The sequence below is a fragment of the Belnapia sp. AC561 genome (genome assembly GCF_979252845.1).
This window is the reverse complement of record NZ_CEEDBP010000037.1, coordinates 1-16790: the sequence shown is the minus strand read 5'-3', so window position 1 is coordinate 16790 and position 16790 is coordinate 1. Positions and strand designations below refer to the sequence as shown.

The 16790-nt window shown below is 71.8% G+C and carries 15 protein-coding genes; 7 read left to right on the top strand and 8 right to left on the bottom strand.

What is annotated here, in order from left to right; translation table 11 throughout:
* Positions 1-16: 16 nt before the first annotated feature.
* From AC0IW9_RS23945 to AC0IW9_RS23935, 3 genes are read left to right on the top strand one after another with little or no spacing between them, the layout of a single operon-like run.
* Positions 17-1717: an N-acyl-D-amino-acid deacylase family protein gene (locus AC0IW9_RS23945; RefSeq protein WP_471650826.1), complete on the top strand. Its 1701-nt coding sequence runs from the start codon at positions 17-19 to the stop codon at positions 1715-1717.
* Entirely contained in the window at positions 1717-2106 is a 390-nt protein-coding gene (locus AC0IW9_RS23940) for a RidA family protein (RefSeq protein WP_471650825.1), read from the top strand. The genes AC0IW9_RS23945 and AC0IW9_RS23940 overlap by 1 nt, the downstream gene beginning before the upstream one ends.
* A complete protein-coding gene (locus AC0IW9_RS23935) occupies positions 2085-3092 on the top strand; it encodes an NADPH:quinone reductase (protein WP_471650824.1) in 1008 nt (335 codons plus the stop codon). The genes AC0IW9_RS23940 and AC0IW9_RS23935 overlap by 22 nt, the downstream gene beginning before the upstream one ends.
* On the opposite strand, the gene AC0IW9_RS23930 is transcribed toward AC0IW9_RS23935, so the two are convergent.
* The 3 genes from AC0IW9_RS23930 to AC0IW9_RS23920 are packed head-to-tail and all read right to left on the bottom strand — an operon-like array spanning position 3082 to position 5376.
* Positions 3082-3849 carry an SDR family NAD(P)-dependent oxidoreductase gene (locus AC0IW9_RS23930; protein ID WP_471650823.1) on the bottom strand — a complete coding sequence of 256 codons (768 nt, stop codon included), beginning with the start codon at positions 3847-3849 and terminating at the stop codon, positions 3082-3084. The two genes, AC0IW9_RS23935 and AC0IW9_RS23930, sit on opposite strands and share 11 nt — an antisense overlap.
* Positions 3846-4805, bottom strand: coding sequence for a 3-hydroxyacyl-CoA dehydrogenase family protein (locus AC0IW9_RS23925; protein ID WP_471650822.1), 960 nt, complete (start codon positions 4803-4805; stop codon positions 3846-3848). Before AC0IW9_RS23925 ends, AC0IW9_RS23930 begins: the two co-directional genes overlap by 4 nt.
* Before the next feature lie 43 nt (positions 4806-4848).
* Complete coding sequence (locus AC0IW9_RS23920) at positions 4849-5376, bottom strand: carboxymuconolactone decarboxylase family protein (protein ID WP_471650821.1); 528 nt, start codon at positions 5374-5376, stop codon at positions 4849-4851.
* Positions 5377-5445: 69 nt separating this feature from the next.
* On the opposite strand from AC0IW9_RS23920, the gene AC0IW9_RS23915 reads away from it, so the two are divergent.
* Positions 5446-5904 (top strand): hypothetical protein, encoded by a 459-nt coding sequence (locus AC0IW9_RS23915; RefSeq protein WP_471650820.1) that lies wholly within the window; start codon positions 5446-5448, stop codon positions 5902-5904.
* An 82-nt stretch (positions 5905-5986) separates the two neighbouring features.
* A complete protein-coding gene (locus AC0IW9_RS23910) occupies positions 5987-6955 on the top strand; it encodes a Bug family tripartite tricarboxylate transporter substrate binding protein (RefSeq protein ID WP_471650819.1) in 969 nt (322 codons plus the stop codon).
* Here AC0IW9_RS23910 and AC0IW9_RS23905 read toward each other — a convergent pair.
* The 5 genes from AC0IW9_RS23905 to AC0IW9_RS23885 are packed head-to-tail and all read right to left on the bottom strand — an operon-like array spanning position 6952 to position 13670.
* A complete protein-coding gene (locus AC0IW9_RS23905; protein WP_471650818.1) occupies positions 6952-8580 on the bottom strand; it encodes a hydantoinase B/oxoprolinase family protein in 1629 nt (542 codons plus the stop codon). The genes AC0IW9_RS23910 and AC0IW9_RS23905 overlap by 4 nt on opposite strands.
* Positions 8577-10631 carry a hydantoinase/oxoprolinase family protein gene (locus tag AC0IW9_RS23900; protein WP_471650817.1) on the bottom strand — a complete coding sequence of 685 codons (2055 nt, stop codon included), beginning with the start codon at positions 10629-10631 and terminating at the stop codon, positions 8577-8579. Before AC0IW9_RS23900 ends, AC0IW9_RS23905 begins: the two co-directional genes overlap by 4 nt.
* Entirely contained in the window at positions 10628-11992 is a 1365-nt protein-coding gene (locus AC0IW9_RS23895) for a TRAP transporter large permease (RefSeq protein WP_471650816.1), read from the bottom strand. The genes AC0IW9_RS23900 and AC0IW9_RS23895 overlap by 4 nt, the downstream gene beginning before the upstream one ends.
* On the bottom strand, positions 11989-12600 hold the full coding sequence (locus AC0IW9_RS23890; RefSeq protein ID WP_471650815.1) for a TRAP transporter small permease subunit: 612 nt from the start codon (positions 12598-12600) through the stop codon (positions 11989-11991). Before AC0IW9_RS23890 ends, AC0IW9_RS23895 begins: the two co-directional genes overlap by 4 nt.
* On the bottom strand, positions 12597-13670 hold the full coding sequence (locus AC0IW9_RS23885; protein WP_471650814.1) for a TRAP transporter substrate-binding protein: 1074 nt from the start codon (positions 13668-13670) through the stop codon (positions 12597-12599). Before AC0IW9_RS23885 ends, AC0IW9_RS23890 begins: the two co-directional genes overlap by 4 nt.
* Before the next feature lie 280 nt (positions 13671-13950).
* Here AC0IW9_RS23885 and AC0IW9_RS23880 point away from each other — a divergent pair, with 280 nt between their 5' ends.
* Positions 13951-14913 (top strand): Bug family tripartite tricarboxylate transporter substrate binding protein, encoded by a 963-nt coding sequence (locus tag AC0IW9_RS23880; RefSeq protein WP_471650813.1) that lies wholly within the window; start codon positions 13951-13953, stop codon positions 14911-14913.
* A 2-nt stretch (positions 14914-14915) separates the two neighbouring features.
* The coding region (locus tag AC0IW9_RS23875) for a hydantoinase/oxoprolinase family protein (RefSeq protein ID WP_471650870.1) at positions 14916-16790 on the top strand (1875 nt) is incomplete at its 3' end.

Here is a 16790-nt window from a genome sequence, read left to right as displayed (position 1 = left end):
GAAGGAAGCGCGCTCCATGGCAGCCGATCTGGTCATTCGTGGCGGCACCATCGTCGACGGCACCGGTGCCGCCCCCTACCCCGCCGACCTCGCAATCACCGCCGGGCTGATCAGCGCCATCGGCCCCGGCCTGCCCCCAGGCCGCGAGGAGATCGACGCCACCGGCCGTCTGGTCACCCCCGGCTTCGTCGATATCCATACCCATTACGATGGCCAGGCGATCTGGGACAGCCACCTCGCCCCCTCCGCCATCCATGGCGTCACCACGGCGGTGATGGGCAATTGCGGCGTCGGCTTCGCCCCGGTCCACCCCGGGGAGGAGATGAAGCTGATCGAGCTGATGGAGGGCGTCGAGGACATCCCCGCCCCCGTCCTCTCCCAGGGGCTGAACTTCACCTGGGAAAGCTTCTCCGAATACATGGCGGCGCTGGACGGCAAGCCGCGCGACATCGACATCTGCGCCCTGGTCCCGCATGCCGCCGTCCGGGTCTATGTCATGGGCGAGCGGGCGCTGAACCTGGAACCGGCCAACCAGGGCGACATCGCCGCCATGCGGCAGATCGTCGCCGAGGCGGTGCAGGCCGGCGCCTTCGGCTTCTCCACCAGCCGCACCATCAGCCACAAGACCCTGAAGGGCGATTCCACGCCGACCCTGCGGGCGCAGGAGGATGAGCTGACCGGCATCGCCCTGGGGCTGAAGGAGGTCGGCGCCGGCTTCCTCGAGGTCGTCTCCGACTTCAACCTGCCCGATGCCGCCACCGAATTCGCCATGCTGCGCCGCGTCGCCGAGGCCTGCGGCCGGCCGATGGTCTTCTCCCTCACCGCGCGGCACGATCGGACCGAGGTCTGGAAGGAGCTGCTGGCGCTGTCGAACCAGGCCGCCGCCGATGGGCTGCGCATCCGCCCGGTCTTCCCGCCGCGGCCGATCGGCATCCTGATGGGCCTGCTCGGCAGCCAGAACCCCTTCAGCGGCGCGCCGAGCTACAAGGCGATCGCGCATCTGCCGGTGCCGGAGCGGGTGGCGGCGATGCGCGACCCGGCGACGAAGGCGGCCATCCTCGCCGACGACCGGATCTCCGGCAGCAACTTCCCGCTGATCACCCGGCTGTCCTTCGAGCGGATGTTCCCCTTCGGCGATCCGCCGGACTACGCGCCGCACCGCGAGACCAGCGTCGCCGCCGCCGCCGCACGCGAGGGCCGCAGCCCGGAGGAGGTCGCCTACGACATGCTGCTGGCCAACGACGGCCAGGGCTTCCTGTTTTGCCCGCTGACCAACTACGCCGACTTCACCCTGGATGCCTCGGCCGAGCTGCTGCGGCACCGCAACACCATCGTCGGCCTCTCCGATGGCGGCGCCCATGTCGGCTTCATCTCCGACGGCAGCTTCCCGACCTTCCTGCTGAGCTACTGGGGCAAGCAGCGCGGCCTGCCGGTGGAGGAGCTGATCCGTCGCCAGACCAGCGACACCGCCCATGCCGCCGGCCTGCCGGACCGCGGCACCTTGAAGCCTGGGATGCGCGCCGACATCAATGTCATCGACTACGAGGCGCTGGCGCTGGACCGGCCGGGGATGCTGTACGACCTGCCGGCCGGCGGCCGCCGCCTGATGCAGCGGGCCCGCGGCTACGACGCGACCATCGTCGCCGGCCAGGTCACCTACCGCCATGGCGAGGCGACCGGCGCCCTGCCCGGCAAGCTCGTGCGCTGCAGCGCCTGATGCCGGATATCCAGCGCTTCGCCCCGCCGAAGGATGGCCGCCCCTTCCCGCCGCTCTCGGTCGCGGTGCGGCATGGAGCGACGCTCTACGTCTCGGGCATCGGCCCCTTCGCGCCGGACGGGACGCTGGCTGCCGGCGACTTCGCCGCCCAATTCGCCGAGGTGATCAAGTCCCTCCACGCCATCCTGGCGGAGGCGGGGGCCGATATCACCCAGGTGGTGAAGACCAACGTGCTGCTGACGCGGGCGGGCGACGTGCGGGAGATGAACCGGCTCTATGCCGCGGCCTTCCCCGCGGCGCATCTGCCGGCGCGGACCACCTGCGTGGTCGCGGCGCTGCCGGTGCCCGATTTCCTGCTGGAGATCGAATGCGTGGTAGCGCTCGCCTGATGCGGGCCGTCTGGTACGACCGCACCGGCCCCGCCCGCGAGGTGCTGCAATTCGGCGAACGCCCGCTGCCGGAGCCGGCGGCGGGCGAGGTCCGTGTCCGCCTCGCCGCCTCCGGCGTCAATCCCGCCGATACCTATCGCCGCGCCGGCACCAGCTACGCCAACGAATGGCCGCTGATCATCCCGAACAGCGACGGCGCCGGCGTGGTCGAGGCGCTGGGCGAGGGTGTCGATGCGGCGCTGCTCGGCCGTCGCGTCTGGCTCTACAACGCCCAGCGCGGCCGCCCCTTCGGCACCGCGGCCGAGACCACCTGCGTCCCGGTCGAATATGTCGCCGACCTGCCGGAGGGCATCTCCGACGAGGTCGGCGCCTGCCTCGGCATCCCCGCGATGACGGCGCATCGCTGCCTCTTCGCCGATGGGCCGCTGGCCGGGCTGCGGGTGCTGGTCTCCGGCGGCGGCGGCGCGGTCGGCAATTACGCGGTGCAGCTAGCGCGCTGGGGCGGCGCGGCCTGGGTCGGCGCGACGGCCAGCGGCGGCTGGAAATCCGAGGATGCCGCGGCGGCCGGGGCCGAGGCGGTCTTCGACTACCGCGCCCCGGATTGCGCCGCGCGCATCCTGGCCGCGAGCGGCGGCATCGACCGCATCGTCGAGGTGGATGTCGCCGGCAATGTCGCGCTCTGGTCCGAGGTCGTCGCGCTGAACGGCAGCGTCATCGGCTATGCCAGCCGCGGCGGCCCCTCCCCCTCCATCCCCGTCTCCGGCACCTTGATGCGGAAGAACGTCAACCTCCGCGGCGTGGTGCTGAACAGCGCCCCGCCTGCGGCGCGGCGGCAGGCGATGATGGACATCACCCGCTGGCTGCGGCAGGCCCCGCGGCTGCACCGCATCGCCGCGACCTTCCCCCTGGCCGAGACCGCCGCCGCGCATGAGGCCGTCGAATCCGGCAGCAAGCGCGGCACCGTGGTAGTGCTGCCTAGCCGCTGAGCGTCAGCCCGCCGTCGACGGTCACCGTCTGCCCCGTCACCATCGCCGCCCCCGCCAGCAGGAAGAGCATCACCTCCGCCAGGTCGTCCGGCGTGCAGCGCCGCCGCAGCAGCGCCTTGTCGATGCTGCTCGCCCGCTGCTCGTTGGTCCATTCGATCATCCAGGCGCTGTCCACCGCCCCCGGCGCCACCGCATTCACCCGCACCTCGGGCGAGAGCGCCCGGGCCAGGTTCTTGGTCAGGCTGATCACCCCCGCCTTGGTCGCGCCATAGGCCATCGAGGACCCCGGCGAATTCAGCCCGGCAATGGAGGCGGTATTCACCACCGCGCCGCCCGATGCCTTCAGCGCCCCGGCGGCCGCCTTGGTGCAGCGGAAGACGCCGATCAGGTTCACCTGCAGCAGCGTCTCCCACAGCTCCTCGGTGATGCGGTGGAGGTCCTGGCTCGGGATGGCGCTGCGGCTGCCCGGCGTGCCGGCGTTGTTGGCCAGGAAGTCGAGCCGGCCGAGGTCGGCGACGGCCTGCTCCACCATGCGCACGCAATCCTCGGCATCGCCGACGTTGCCGGGGGCGCCGATGACGTCGAAGCCCTCGCCGCAGAGCTTCGCCACCTGCTCCGGACCGCGCGGGTCGTCGGCCAGGTGGTTGATCGCCACCCTGGCGCCATTGCGCGCGAGTTGCGTCACCAGCGCCAGGCCGATGCCGGAGGCGCCGCCGGTGACGAGGGCGGTCTTGCCGCCGAGGTCGTAGCGGATCATTCCGCGCGCTCCAGCCCGGCCATGGTGCCGATCTCCCGCATCGCCTGCTTCAGCGCGATCAGCCGGCGGTCGCGCGCCTCGAAGAGCGCCGCGGGCTCCTGCGGCCAGTCGTAGTAGCCGGCGCCGGCCAGCACGCCGGTGCGGCCTTCCGCCACCAACTTGTCCAGCACGTCGCTGCGGCCGCGCACCGGCGGCGGCGCGTAGCTCTTGTTCGAGAGGATGGACTGCGACAGCGCCAGCCCGGTGAAATCCGCCTTGGCGAAGACGCCGAGGATCGGCAGCCGCAGCGCCAGCCCGTGGATGATGGCGGCATCGATCTCGGGCGCCGTCGCCACCCCCTGGTCCAGCAGCGACTGCACCTCGAGCCCGATCGCCGCCTGGATGCGGTTGGCGACATAGCCGGGGACGAATTTCTTCAGGCCCAGCGGCTGCTTGCCCATGGCCCGCAGCATGCCCATCACCCCCTCGAAGGCGGCCGGCTCGCAGTGCGGGCCGGGGATGACATCGACCAGGTCGACCAGGTAGGGCGGCGTGTACCAATGGGCGATCAGCGCCTTGGCCTGTCGCGCTTCCGGGATCAGCGGGAAGACGTCGAGGTGGCTGGTGTTGCTGGCGATCACCGCATCCGGCGGGGCCAGGGCATCGAGCTGCTCAAACAGCGCACGCTTGGCCTCCGACGTCTCGATGATCGCCTCGACGATCAGCTCCGCCCCGTCCACCGCCTCGGCCAGCGCGGCATGGCGTGTCACGGATTGCGCGAGATGCGCCGAGGTCCAGTCGGCCGGCGCCTCGCCGCCCGCGACCAGCGTGGCGAGGGCCTTCTCCATCAGCCCCTGGGCGCGGCCGAGCGTCGCCTCGTTGCTGTCGGTCAGCCGCACCTGATGGCCGCCGAGGGCGAAGACCAGGGCCAGGGCATGGCCCATGGTGCCGGCGCCGATAACCGCTACGCGTGACATGGCTTATCCTTCCTCTGTGCTGCCGGGCATCGGCGGGGGGCGCTCACGCCAGCTTGTCGGCGCCGTTGATCCCCAGCGCCTCCAGCACGCGGGAGACGCAATTGTAGCCGGCGATGGTCACCACCAGCTCGACCAGCTCGCGCTCCGGCAGCACCGCGCGGGCGGCGGCGAAGACCTCCTCCGGCACATGCACATGCTTGGTCATCGCATCGCAGAGCGCCAGCGCCGCGCGCTCCGTCGCATCGAAGGCATCCGAGGCGGACCAGTCCGGTAGCGCATCAAGCTGCGCCTGGGTCGCGCCTTCCTGCAGGGCGATCGGCGCATGCGCGGCCCATTCGTAGTCGGCGCCGTTGATCGCCGCGACCTGGCACATCGCCATCTCCCGCAGCTTGCCGGAGAGCGCGGTCTTCCAGCGCACCGCGTCGTACATCTCGATCCAGCCCATCGCCACCGGCGGGCTATGCAGCAGCATCCGGTGCAGGTGGCCGAGCTTCTTGCGGCTGGCGACGATATGCGCCGCCGCCTCCGCATGCTCGGGCGCCGCCGGATCGGCATAGGGGATTCGGGCCATGGAATTTCTCTCCCGCGCTTGTGGTCTGCGCTGCGGTGGCGATACTGCCGCGAGAACGGAGGAAACAGAATGGCCGATCTGCTGATCCAGCCCGGGCGTGGCGCCGGGGCGAAGTACCAGAACATCGAGGACGCCGGGGATACCTGGCACTGGCTCGAGAAGCCGCCGGCCGATGCGACGGATGGCATCCCCTATGCCTTCATCGCCTCGCTCGGCGACGTCAGCCGCCCGGCGCCCTTCCTCTATACCGTCGAGCTCGACATCGCCGAGGCCGACCTGCCGGCGATCTACGAATGGTACGAGAAGGAGCACCTGCCGATGCTCACCTCCTGCCCCGGCTGCATCGGTGGCACCCGCTACCGCCGGCTCGACGGCGGCGCGCCGAACCTGCTGGCCGCCTACCGCTTCGAGCGGCCGGAGGTGAACGAGACCCCGGGATGGATCACCGCCCGCAGCACCCCCTGGACCGAGCGGGTACGGCCGATGTTCCGCACCTCCCGCCGCTACGTCCGCCGCCTGGTCGGGTAATCGTTGCGGCCGGGCGCGGCCATTCGCTAGCCTCCCCCATGGTACCCGCGGCAACACGCGGGGCCGTGGGAGAGGAAACGTCATGAAGCGGAGAATGCCGCGGCTGGCCGCCCGCGCGCCAGCGCTGGTGCTCGCCATTGCGGCCGGGCTGCTGCTGGCCTGCATGCCGGCGGCCAGGGCCCAGATCCAGCTCGTCATCCCCTGGCCCGCCGGCGGCGGCACCGACATCATCGGCCGCCTGATCCAGCCGGTGATGGCGGAGGAGCTGGGCGGCCAGCTCCTCATCCGCAACGTCGGCGGCGCGACCGGCACCATCGGCACGGCGGAGGTGATCCGCTCCAGGCCGGATGGCACGGCGCTGCTGCTGACCTCGATGGCCGCCGTCGCCATCCAGCCGAGCTTCCGCGCCAATGCGCCCTACCAAGCCAGCCAGCTCGCCCCGGTCTGCCTGATCGCCGAGGCGCCGGCGACGCTGATGACGCCGAAGGACAGCGGCATCCGCAGCATCGCCGATATTGCGGCGCGCGCCCGGGCGAACCCCGGCCAGGTGCCCTATGCCTCCGGCGGCGTCGGCGGGCTCGGCCATCTGGCGATGACGGCGCTGACCCGCGCGCTTGGGATCGAGATGAACCACATCCCCTTCCGCGGCTCCGGCGACAGCATCCTGGCGATGCAGCAGGGCACGGTGCAGATGCTGACGGCGGAAGCCAACCTCGTGCAGCAATACGGCATGCACGCCATCGCCGTCTTCGCCGAGCGCCGCAGCCCGGATACGCCCGATGCGCCCACCCTGCGGGAGCAGGGCCACGACCTGGTCTTCCCGCTCTGGACCGGGCTGTTTGCCCCCGCCGGCACGCCGGAGGCGACGCTGGACCGGCTGGACGGCGTCTGCAGCCGCACCCTGCGGACACCCTCGGTGGTGGAGGGCATGACCCGCGCCTCCCACCCCATCCGCTACCTCGGCCGGCGCGACTTCACCGCCTATGTCCAGGCCGAGACGGTGAAGTACGCGGCGCTGATCCGCGCCTCCGGCCTGCGTCAGGCCGACTAGACGTAGCCCAGCCGCCGGTCGCGCGCGGCGGCTTCCGGCGTCCGCCGTGCCGGGTCGCCGAAGCCGCCGCCGCCCGAGGTCTCCAGCCGGATGCGGTCGCCCTGCTGCAGCGGCACGTTGTCCGACTTCGGCGGCATCGGGCTTTCGGCGCCGTCACGGACCAGCACCAGCCGCCCCACCGCGGCAGGACCGCCGCCCGCCAGCCCGTAGGGCGCATGGACGAAGCGGTCCATGTTGGCAGTGAAGAAGCAGCGCGGGCTGTCGATCCGCCATTCCCGCGCCAGGCCGAGGCCGCCGCGCCGCATCCCCTCGCCGCCGGAGCCCGCCAGCAGTTCGTAGCGGGTGATGGTCAGCGGCGCCTGGGCCTCGATCATCTCGATCGGGATATTGCTGTTGTTGTGCATGCCCGACGACAGCGCATTGACGCCGTCCTTCCTCGGATGCGCCCCGGTGCCGCCGATTTCGATCTCGACCAGGACCTCCCGCTTGGCATCGGCGGCCACGGTCTGGAAGGTGCAGACATAGCTGTTGCCGTAGTAGGCGGCGGGGATGCGGTCCGGCACCGCCTGGTGCAGCGCGCCGAACATGGCGTTCAGCAGCCGGTGCGTCACCGCGATCCGGTGCACCACCGGCGCCGGATGCCGGGCATTCACCACGGAGCCTTCCGGCGCGAAGGTGGAGATCGGCCGGTAACAGCCGGCATTGGCGGCGAAGGGCTCGTCGCAGGCGCACATCACCGCGAACATCACCGCCGCATTGCTGCTGGCGAGCGTCGCATTGGTCGGGCCCTGCACCTGCGGCGAGCAGCCGGACATGTCGACGCTGATGCTATCGCCGGCGATGGTGACCGCGACATGCAGCTTGATCGGCTTGTCGAGGTCGATCCCGTCGTCATCCAGCCAATCGGTGAACTCATAGGTGCCATCCGGCATCCGCCCGATCGCCGCGCGCATCGCCGCCTCGCTCATGTCGAGGATGCGGGCGCCCGCCTCGATCATGCCATCGGCACCGTAGCGCGTCGCCAGCCGGCGCAGCGCCGCCGCACCCACCTCCAGTGACGCGATCTGGCTCTGCAGGTCGCCCAGCAGCAGGTCGGGCTTGCGGATGTTCTGCCGGATCATCGCCCAGACGCCCTCGTTGCGGACGCCCTTCTCGATCAGCTTCACCGGGGGGATGCGCAACCCCTCCTGGAAGATCTCGATCGCCTTGGCGGCATAGCTGCCGGCCACCAGCCCGCCGACGTCGATGTGGTGGCAGAGGGTGCCGACGAAGGCGATCCGCCGCCCCTCGTGGAAGACCGGCTTGAAGGCGGTGATGTCCGGCAGGTGCTGGCCGCCGCAATAGGGGTCGTTGGAGATGACGACGTCATCCGGGCCCCAGTCGTCGACATCCACCCACTTGTCCAGCAGCTCCCGCAGGAAGTGGGACATGCTGTTGAGGTGGCTCGGGATGCGGGCGGATTGCGCGAGGTTGTTGCCCTCGGCATCGAAGACGGCGGTCGAGTAGTCCAGCAGCTCCCGCACGATGGTGCTGCGGCTGGTGCGCCAGACGGTGACGTCCATCTCGGCGGCGGCGGCGGTCAGCGCGTTGCGGATGACCTCGATCTCGATGGGTCCCAAACTCATGGCGTGGTCCTCGCGATCAGCGCGCCGGCGGCGCCCAGCCGGGCGGTCCAGCCGCGGCTGATGTAATGGGTGGCGAAGGGCTCCTCGACGATGGCGGGGCCGGTGATGATATCCTCCGGCGGCAGCGCCTCCCGGTCCCAGACCGGGATGTCGCGCCAGGCGCCCTCCTCGAAGACCCGGCGGGTGCCCTTCAGCGCCGGCCGCGCCGCCGGCATCGGCTCCGCCGCATCGGGCTTCGGCAGCAGGCCGGTGGCGATGACGCGGAGGGTGACGATCTCCACCGCCTCGCGCGGGTCGGAATAGCTGAAGCGCTGCTGGTGCATCGCGTGGAAGCGGCCGAGCAGGGTCTCCAGCGTCTCGGCGTCCGGCGTGGCCACGTCGCCCCAGGGCACCAGCAGCTCGAAGGCCTGGCCGTGGTAGCGCATGTCGACCGCGACCTCGATCTGCCGCGCCCCCGCCGCCACGCCATCGGCGGCCAGCCGCGCATCCGCCGTCGCGCGCAGCTCGGCCAGCAGCGTGCCGACTTCCGCCAGGCTTGCCGGCACCGCCGGCATGACACGGGACCGCGCGATATCCTGCACCAGGTCGCTGTAGAGGATGCCGTAGGCCGAGAGCGTCCCCGGCTCACGCGGGAAGATCACCTCGGCGATGCCCATCTCGGCGGCCACGTCGGTCGCATGCAACCCGCCGGCCCCGCCGAAGGAGAGCATGGAGAATTCGCGCGGATCGAGCCCCTTCTCGAAGAGCGAGAGCCGCACCGCGGCGCCGAGATTGGCGTTGGTGACGGTCAGCATGCCCTGCGCCGCCTGCTCGACGCCGAGGCCCAGCGGCCCGCCGACCTTGCCCGCGATCGCCGCCCGCGTCGCCGGCATGTCGAGCTTCATCGCCCCGCCGAGGAAGTAGTCGGGGTCCAGCCGGCCGAGCGCCAGGTTGGCATCCGTCACCGTCGGCTCCACCCCGCCGCGCCCATAGGCGACCGGCCCGGGCCGGGCCCCGGCGCTGCGCGGCCCGACCATCAGCCGCCCGCCATGGTCGACGCTGGCGATCGACCCACCGCCGGCGCCGATGGTCCGCATCTCCACCATGGGCAGGCGCACCGGCAGCCGGTCGATCTCGCCCTGGGTGATGACCGAGACGCGGCCGCCCTGCACGACCGAGACATCGAAGCTGGTCCCGCCCATGTCGACCGCGACGAGGTTGGGCCGGTCCAGCAACTGCGCGATCCGCCCCGCGGCCAGGGCGCCGCCGGATGGCCCCGAGAGCAGCAGCCGCGCCGGCTGCTCCGCCGCCGTCCGCAGGCTGCACACGCCGCCGTTGGACTGCACCAGGAAGACCAGCGGCCGGAACCCACCCTCGCCGAGCCGTGCTTCCAGGCGGTCCAGATAAGCCTTCACCACCGGCACCAGCAGCGCGTTCAGCACCGTGGTGCTGGACCGCTCGTATTCCCGGATCTCCGGGCTGACCTCGGAGGAGAGCGAGACCGGCAGCCCCGGCCGCGCCGCCTTCAGCAGGGCCTTCAGCCGCTGCTCATGCGCCGGGTTGACGTAGCTGTGCAGCAGGCAGACGGCGACGGCCTCCGCCCCCAGAGCATCCAGCCGCTCCAGCAGCGCCGGCATCGCCGCCTCATCGAGCGCCGTCTCGACGCTGCCATCCGCCCGCATCCGCTCCGCCACGCCGAGGCGGCGGTCACGCTCCACCAGGCAGGGAAACGGATCGGGGTCGACGGCATATAGCTCCCGCCGCACATGCCGGGTGATCTCCAGCACATCCTCGAAGCCCGCCGTCGTCAGCAGCACGCCGCGGGCGAGTTTACGTTCGAGCACCGCATTGGTGGCGATGGTGGTGCCATGCAGCAGCAGCCCGACCTGATCGAGCGCGAAGCCGAAGCGCCCGGCCGCCTCCCCGACGCCGCGCAGCAACCCGATGGAGGGGTCCTCCGGCGTCGTCGGCGTCTTCCAGGCGCGCACCGCGCCGTCGCGGGCATCCATGATCTGCAGGTCGGTGAAGGTGCCGCCGATGTCGACGGCGATGCGGATGGGCTTCTCCGTCATTGCATCACCCGCGGCAGCCACAATGCGATATCCGGCCAGATCATCATCAGTACCACCGCGAAAAGATAGGCGCCGAGGAAGGGCATCACCCCGGCGAAGACATCCGTGATCGGCCCTGGCTTGGGCCGCATGCCCTGCAGCACGTACATCACCGTGCCATCCGGCGGGCTGATCTGGGCGATCTCGACCAGCATGGTCACCATCACCCCGAACCAGATGGGATCGTAGCCGAGCGCCGTGACGACGGGGAAGACCACCGGCACGGTGGTGATGATCATGGAGAAGCCCTCCATGAAGGTGCCGAGCGCGAGGTAGAGCGCCAGGATGCAGGCCATGATGGCCCAGGGCGGCAGCGGCAGCCCGCCGATGAAGCCGGCCAGGGCCTGCGGCACGTTGATCGCCGTCAGCAGGTAGTTCAGCAGGTAGGCGCCGAAGATGATCAGGCCGAGCAGCGCGGTGTTGCGCGCCGTGGCCTCCGCGCTGGCATTCAGCAGGCGGAAGCTGAGCTTGCCCTCGACCGCGGCGAAGAAGGCGGCGCCAACGACGCCGAGCGCCGCCGCCTCGGTCGGGGTGGCGAAGCCGGCATAGATCGAGCCGAGGACCAGCAGCATCAGCAGCAGGGTCGGCACCAGGTCGACCAGCGCCTTCAGCTTCAGGACCAGCGGCAGCCGCTCCGGCTTCGGCAGCGGATGCCGCAGCCCATGCGCCATGATCACCAGGATGAAGAGCCCGGTCACCAGGATGCTCGGCAGCAGCGCCGCGATGTACAGCGCGCCGACCGAGGTCTCGGTGATCAGCCCGTAGATGATGAAGGTGATCCCCGGCGGGATCAGGTTGCCCAGCGCCCCGCCGGCGGCGAGCGAGCCCAGCACCATCCGCTGGCTATAGGCGCTGTTGTTGAAATAGGGCAGCGCGACGGATCCCATCGTCGCCGCGGTGGCGACCGAAGACCCGGAGATGGCGGAGAAGACCGCGCAGGAGACGATGTTGGTATGCAGCAGGCCGCCCGGCAGCCGGTTCAGCCAGACGTTCAGCGCCCGGTACAGCCGGTCGGACAGCCCCGCCCGCAGCAGGATCTCCCCCATCAGCAGGAACAGCGGCACCGCGACGAGCACGAAGTTCGACGACGGCCCCCAGAGCGTCTGCCCGGCGAAGGCCCACCAGGGCCGGTCGGAGAAGGTCAGCCCGATCAGCACGCCGAGCAGCCCGAGCACCGCGGCGATATAGACGCCGGCGCCGAAGAAGACGAGGAAGGCGCCGGTCAGCGCCAATATCTCGACCACCGGCACCGCCTGGCCGCCATTGGCCGCGGCGAAGACCGCCCCCGCCAGCAGCAGCAGCAGGAAGACAACCGCGATCATGCCGCGGGGCTCCGCGCCATCTCGACCGCTTCCAGCGCCTCCGCCGTCTCGTCCTCCAGGGTGCGGGAGCCGAGCAACCGGTCCAGCTCCTCCGGCCGCCCGGCCAGCAGGGAAAGCGCACCTTCCAGCAGCAGCACCGCGATCATCCCGCAGAAGGCGATGATGCCGAAGGCCCAGAGCCCCTGCGGCAGCACCAGCGGCACCCGCAGCGCGCTGTTGTCATGCGCGTCGAACAGCAGGCTCTCATCCACCAGCCCCCAGGCGGCCCAGGCGCAGAAGGCAGCGAAGCCGCCGAGCAGCAGCAGCGCCAGCAGGTGCAGCCAGGCCCGCAGCCGCAGCGGCAGCCGGTTGACCCAGACATCGACGCGGATATGCGCCCGCCGCGCCAGGGTATGCGCCAGCGCCCAGGCGATGCCGCCGGCCAGCATGTAGCCGGTGACCTCCACCGTGGCGGTGGAGGAGACCCCGAAGACGCTGCGGCCGATGATGTCGGCGGTGATGAAAAGGGCGCAGGCGACGTAGTTCCAGCCGGCGAGAGTGGCCATGACGGCGGCGACCGCGGCAACCCGCTGGCGGAGGCTCCGCGCCGCCTGCAATGCCCCGCTCACCCGCCGGCGCGCACGCCGGCGATCGGCGCGATCACCTGGTTGAACACCTCTCCGCAGCGCGCGCCGCAGCGGCGGACGAAGCCGGGCAGCACCGTCTTCTCCAGGATCTCGCGCAGCGCCGCGCGGTCGGCCGGGGTCGCCGGCACCTCGGTCATCGGCCGGGTGGACAACGTATGGATCCTGCAGGCCGCGGCATTGCCGATGGCGCAGTCGAGCCCGTCGCGCGTCGCCGCATCGCCGAGCTCCCACTGCTTGTCGCTCATCTCGCGGAAAGTGCCCTCCATGAAGCTGCGCACCGCCGGGTCCAGGCGGTTCCACCAGGCGACATTCACCATGTACCCCGCCAGCGCCCAGGAGACCGGCAGGTTGGAGATATGCGTCGTCACCTCCGGCCAGCGCGCCGCAACGCCGCTGCCGGTGCCGGTGATGGCGCAATCGACCACGCCGCGCTCCAGCGCCGAATAGACCTCGGGGAAGCCGATCGAGACCGGCTGGGCACCGAAGGCCCCGAAGAAATCGACCAGCGAGTTGCCGAAGGTGCGGATCTTGCGGCCGCGCAGGTCGGCGAAGCTGGCGAAGGGCGCGCGGCAGTACACCACCTGCGCCGGGAAGGGATAGATGATCATCAGCCGGGCGCCGAAGCGCTCGAGGTCGCGGTTCACCACCGGCATCATGGCCTCGGCGATGCGCTTCGCGGTGCCGATGTCGGGCGCGAGGCCGGCGAGGTCGACGCCGTCGAGGATCGGCACGTCGCCCGAGAGCGTGCTCAGCGTGCTGGCGCCGATATCCGCCTGACCGGAGCGCACCAGCCGCACCAGCTCGGTGCCGCTGAGGTTGCGCTCGGCATGCGAGGAGAGCTGCACCTCGATCCGCCCGCCGCTGCGTGCCGCCACCTGCTCCAGCAGGTAGGGCACGTCGACGCGGGTCATCTGCGGCTGGGTCGGCAGCGGCTGGGTGACGGCGACGATGCTCACCTTGGGCCCGGCGGGCAGGCTCGCCGGCATCTGCGCCATGGCCGGGCACGTAAGGCCGAGCGCCGCCGCGGCGCCGAGCAGCAATTGTCTCATCATGCGGAAGCCTCTCCCCCAATCGATGGTGCCGGTGATCCCGGCCGGCAGCATGGCACGCGCGCCAGGGCCGTCCACTGCCCGCGCGGCGGCAATCGGTGCCGCGGGGCAGCCGCTGCACAAGCCCGGGTCAGCCGCGCCCAGCCCTTGGGCAGGCGGGCCCGGCGGCGCGAGGGTTCTGGTGGCGCGAGGGTTCCGGCGGCGCGAGGGTTCTGGCGGCCGGGGGCCTTGGCGGCCGGCGGCCGCGTGCTAGCCTCGGCGCGGACGGGATCGGGATGGGCGGATGCGGGGTGGATTGCGGCGGCGGGCATTGCCGGCGGCGGGGCTCGGCCTCCTCGCGGGACAGGCAGGGGCCCAGGCCTATCCCACCCGGCCGATCCGGCTGATCGTGCCCTTCCCGCCCGGCGGCGGCGTGGACCTGACGGCGCGGCTGCTGGCGGAACCGCTCGGCCAGGCGCTGGGCCAGACGGTGGTGGTCGAAAATCGTGGTGGCGCCGGCGGCATCCTCGGGGTGGAGGCCATGTCGCATGCCCAGCCCGATGGCCATGTGCTGAGCCTGACCGGCGCCGGCACCACCACCGCCGGGCCGCACCTCCGCCCGCTGCCCTATGATGCCATGGGCCTCGGCCATATCACCCGCCTCGTGCGGATGCCCTTCATCATCGCCGTGGCCAATCGGCTGCCGGCCCGCACCCTGGCGGAGTTCATGGCGCTCGGCCGCAGCGGGGAGATCCGCTGGGCCTCGGGCGGGATCGGCACCAGCCAGCACCTGGCGGGGGAGCTGTTCCGGCAGATGTCCGGCCTCGCCATGGTGCACGTGCCCTATCGCGGTACCGGGCCGGCCCTGAACGACCTCGCCGCCGGGGTGGTCGACGCCTATTTCGGCGATCCGGCGACGCTGAGCCTGATCAACGGCGGCCAGGCCCGGGCCATGGCGGTGACGGCACCGGAGCGCTGGCCGCTGCTGCCGGCGACGCCGGCGGCGGCCGAGGCGGTGCCGGGCTATGCCGCCGAGAACTGGTATGGCCTCGCCGCCCCGCCCGGCACGCCGGCGCCGGTGCTCGACCTGCTCTCGGCGACGGTGCAGAAGGTGATGGCGGAGCCGGCGACCATGGCGCGCTTCGATGCGGCGGGGCTGCATCCGGCGACCCTGTCCATCGCCGCCTACCGCGACTTCCTGCGGCGGGATACCGAGACCTGGGGCCGCGTCGTGCGGGCCGGCAACATCCGGGTGGATAGCGATTGAACATGCTCAGACTGGCGGTCGATATCGGCGGCACCTTCACCGACCTGGTGCTGGAGGAGGATGGGCGAAGCTGGTCCACCAAGCTGCTCACCACCCCGGCCGCGCCGGAGGCCGCGGTGCTGGATGGCACCGCGCGCATCCTGGCGCTGGCCGGGCGTGCCCCGCGTGACCTCGGCCTGGTCGTCCACGGCACCACGCTGGCGACCAATGCGCTGATCGAGCGCAAGGGCGCCCGCACCGCGCTGGTGACGACGCAGGGCTTCCGCGATTCCATCGAGATCGCCTGGGAGCACCGCTTCGAGCAATACGACATCCACATGGAACGGCCGGAGCCGCTGGTGCCCCGCCCCTGGCGCCGCGGCGTGCCGGAGCGCGTCGCCGCCGACGGCGCGGTGCTGCTGCCGCTGGACGAGGCGGCGCTGCGCGGCATCGCCGCCGACTTCCGCGCCGCGAACATCGAGGCGGTCGCCGTCTGCTTCCTGCACAGCTTCACCCACGAAGCCCATGAGCGCCGCGCCGGCGAAATCCTCGCCGAGGAGCTGCCCGGCGTCGCCGTCTCCCTCTCCTGCGAGGTGGCGCCCGAGATCCGCGAATACGAGCGCGCCTCCACCACCATCGCCAATGCCTATGTCCAGCCGCTGATGGCCGGCTACATCGGCCGGCTGGAGAGCGGGCTGCGGGACGCCGGGATCGCCGCCCCGCTGCTGCTGATGATGTCCTCCGGCGGCGTCACCACGGTCGAGACCGCCCGGCGCTTCCCCGTGCGGCTGGTCGAGAGCGGCCCGGCCGGCGGCGCCATCCTGGCCCAGGCGGTCGCGGCCGAATGCGGCATCACCCGCGGCGTCGCCTTCGACATGGGCGGCACCACCGCCAAGCTCACCCTGCTCGACGACCTCGAGCTCCAGCGCTCCCGCCAGTTCGAGGTGGCGCGCGCCTATCGCTTCGTCCAGGGCAGCGGCATCCCGGTCCGCATCCCGGTGATCGAGCTGGTCGAGATCGGCGCCGGCGGCGGCTCCATCGCCCGGCTCGACGCGCTGGGCCGCATCCAGGTCGGCCCGGACAGCGCCGGCAGCGTCCCCGGCCCGGCCTGCTACGGCAATGGCGGCACCGAGCCCACCGTCACCGACGCCGATGCGGCGCTCGGCCGGCTCGACCCCGCGCGCTTCGCCGGCGGCTCCATCCCGCTCCACATCGACCGGGCCGAGGGGGCACTCGCCGGCATCGCCGCCGCCCTCGGCAGCGATGCCGCGGGGGCCGCGGCCGGCGTCGCCGAGATCGTGGACGAGACCATGGCCAGCGCCGCCCGCGTCCACGCCGTGGAGAACGGCAAGGATACCGCCGAGCGCACGCTGATCGCCTTCGGCGGCGCGGCGCCGCTGCATGCGGCGCGGCTGGCGCGGAAGCTCGGCATGGCCCGCGTCGTGGTGCCGGTCGGCGCCGGCGTCGGCTCGGCCTACGGCTTCCTCCGCGCCCCCATCGCCTATGAGGTCGTCCGCACCCGCCACATGCGGCTCGACGGCTTCGATCCGGCGCTGCTGGAGGCGCTTTTCGCCGCCATGCGGGCCGAGGCCGAGGGCGTCGTCCGCCTCGGCGCCCCGGCCGAGACGCTGGTCGAGACCCGCACCGCCTTCATGCGCTACCGCGGCCAGGGCCACGAGATCGCCGTGCCGCTTCCGGCCGAGGGCTTCGACCCCGCCTCCCTCCGCGCCGGCTTCGACACCGCCTATGCCGCGCTGTTCGGCCGCACCATCCCCCGGCTGGAGGTGGAGGCGCTGACCTGGACCCTGGCGCTCGCCACCAGCCGCCCGCTGCCGCAACCCGCCCCGCCGGCCGGTCGCCGGGTCCAGCAGCGGGCGCCAGGCGGCGGGCGGCGGGGC

What these genes read in the sequence shown, in the direction of transcription:
- AC0IW9_RS23940 (WP_471650825.1), top strand. Translation starts at nt 1,717, where the DNA reads ATGCCGGATATCCAGCGCTTCGCCCCGCCGAAGGATGGCCGCCCCTTC.
- AC0IW9_RS23925 (WP_471650822.1), bottom strand. Translation starts at nt 4,805, where the DNA reads ATGTCACGCGTAGCGGTTATCGGCGCCGGCACCATGGGCCATGCCCTG.
- AC0IW9_RS23930 (WP_471650823.1), bottom strand. Translation starts at nt 3,849, where the DNA reads ATGATCCGCTACGACCTCGGCGGCAAGACCGCCCTCGTCACCGGCGGC.
- AC0IW9_RS23945 (WP_471650826.1), top strand. Translation starts at nt 17, where the DNA reads ATGGCAGCCGATCTGGTCATTCGTGGCGGCACCATCGTCGACGGCACC.
- AC0IW9_RS23885 (WP_471650814.1), bottom strand. Translation starts at nt 13,670, where the DNA reads ATGATGAGACAATTGCTGCTCGGCGCCGCGGCGGCGCTCGGCCTTACG.
- AC0IW9_RS23880 (WP_471650813.1), top strand. Translation starts at nt 13,951, where the DNA reads ATGCGGGGTGGATTGCGGCGGCGGGCATTGCCGGCGGCGGGGCTCGGC.
- AC0IW9_RS23900 (WP_471650817.1), bottom strand. Translation starts at nt 10,631, where the DNA reads ATGACGGAGAAGCCCATCCGCATCGCCGTCGACATCGGCGGCACCTTC.
- AC0IW9_RS23910 (WP_471650819.1), top strand. Translation starts at nt 5,987, where the DNA reads ATGAAGCGGAGAATGCCGCGGCTGGCCGCCCGCGCGCCAGCGCTGGTG.
- AC0IW9_RS23935 (WP_471650824.1), top strand. Translation starts at nt 2,085, where the DNA reads ATGCGTGGTAGCGCTCGCCTGATGCGGGCCGTCTGGTACGACCGCACC.
- AC0IW9_RS23915 (WP_471650820.1), top strand. Translation starts at nt 5,446, where the DNA reads ATGGCCGATCTGCTGATCCAGCCCGGGCGTGGCGCCGGGGCGAAGTAC.
- AC0IW9_RS23895 (WP_471650816.1), bottom strand. Translation starts at nt 11,992, where the DNA reads ATGATCGCGGTTGTCTTCCTGCTGCTGCTGCTGGCGGGGGCGGTCTTC.
- AC0IW9_RS23920 (WP_471650821.1), bottom strand. Translation starts at nt 5,376, where the DNA reads ATGGCCCGAATCCCCTATGCCGATCCGGCGGCGCCCGAGCATGCGGAG.
- AC0IW9_RS23905 (WP_471650818.1), bottom strand. Translation starts at nt 8,580, where the DNA reads ATGAGTTTGGGACCCATCGAGATCGAGGTCATCCGCAACGCGCTGACC.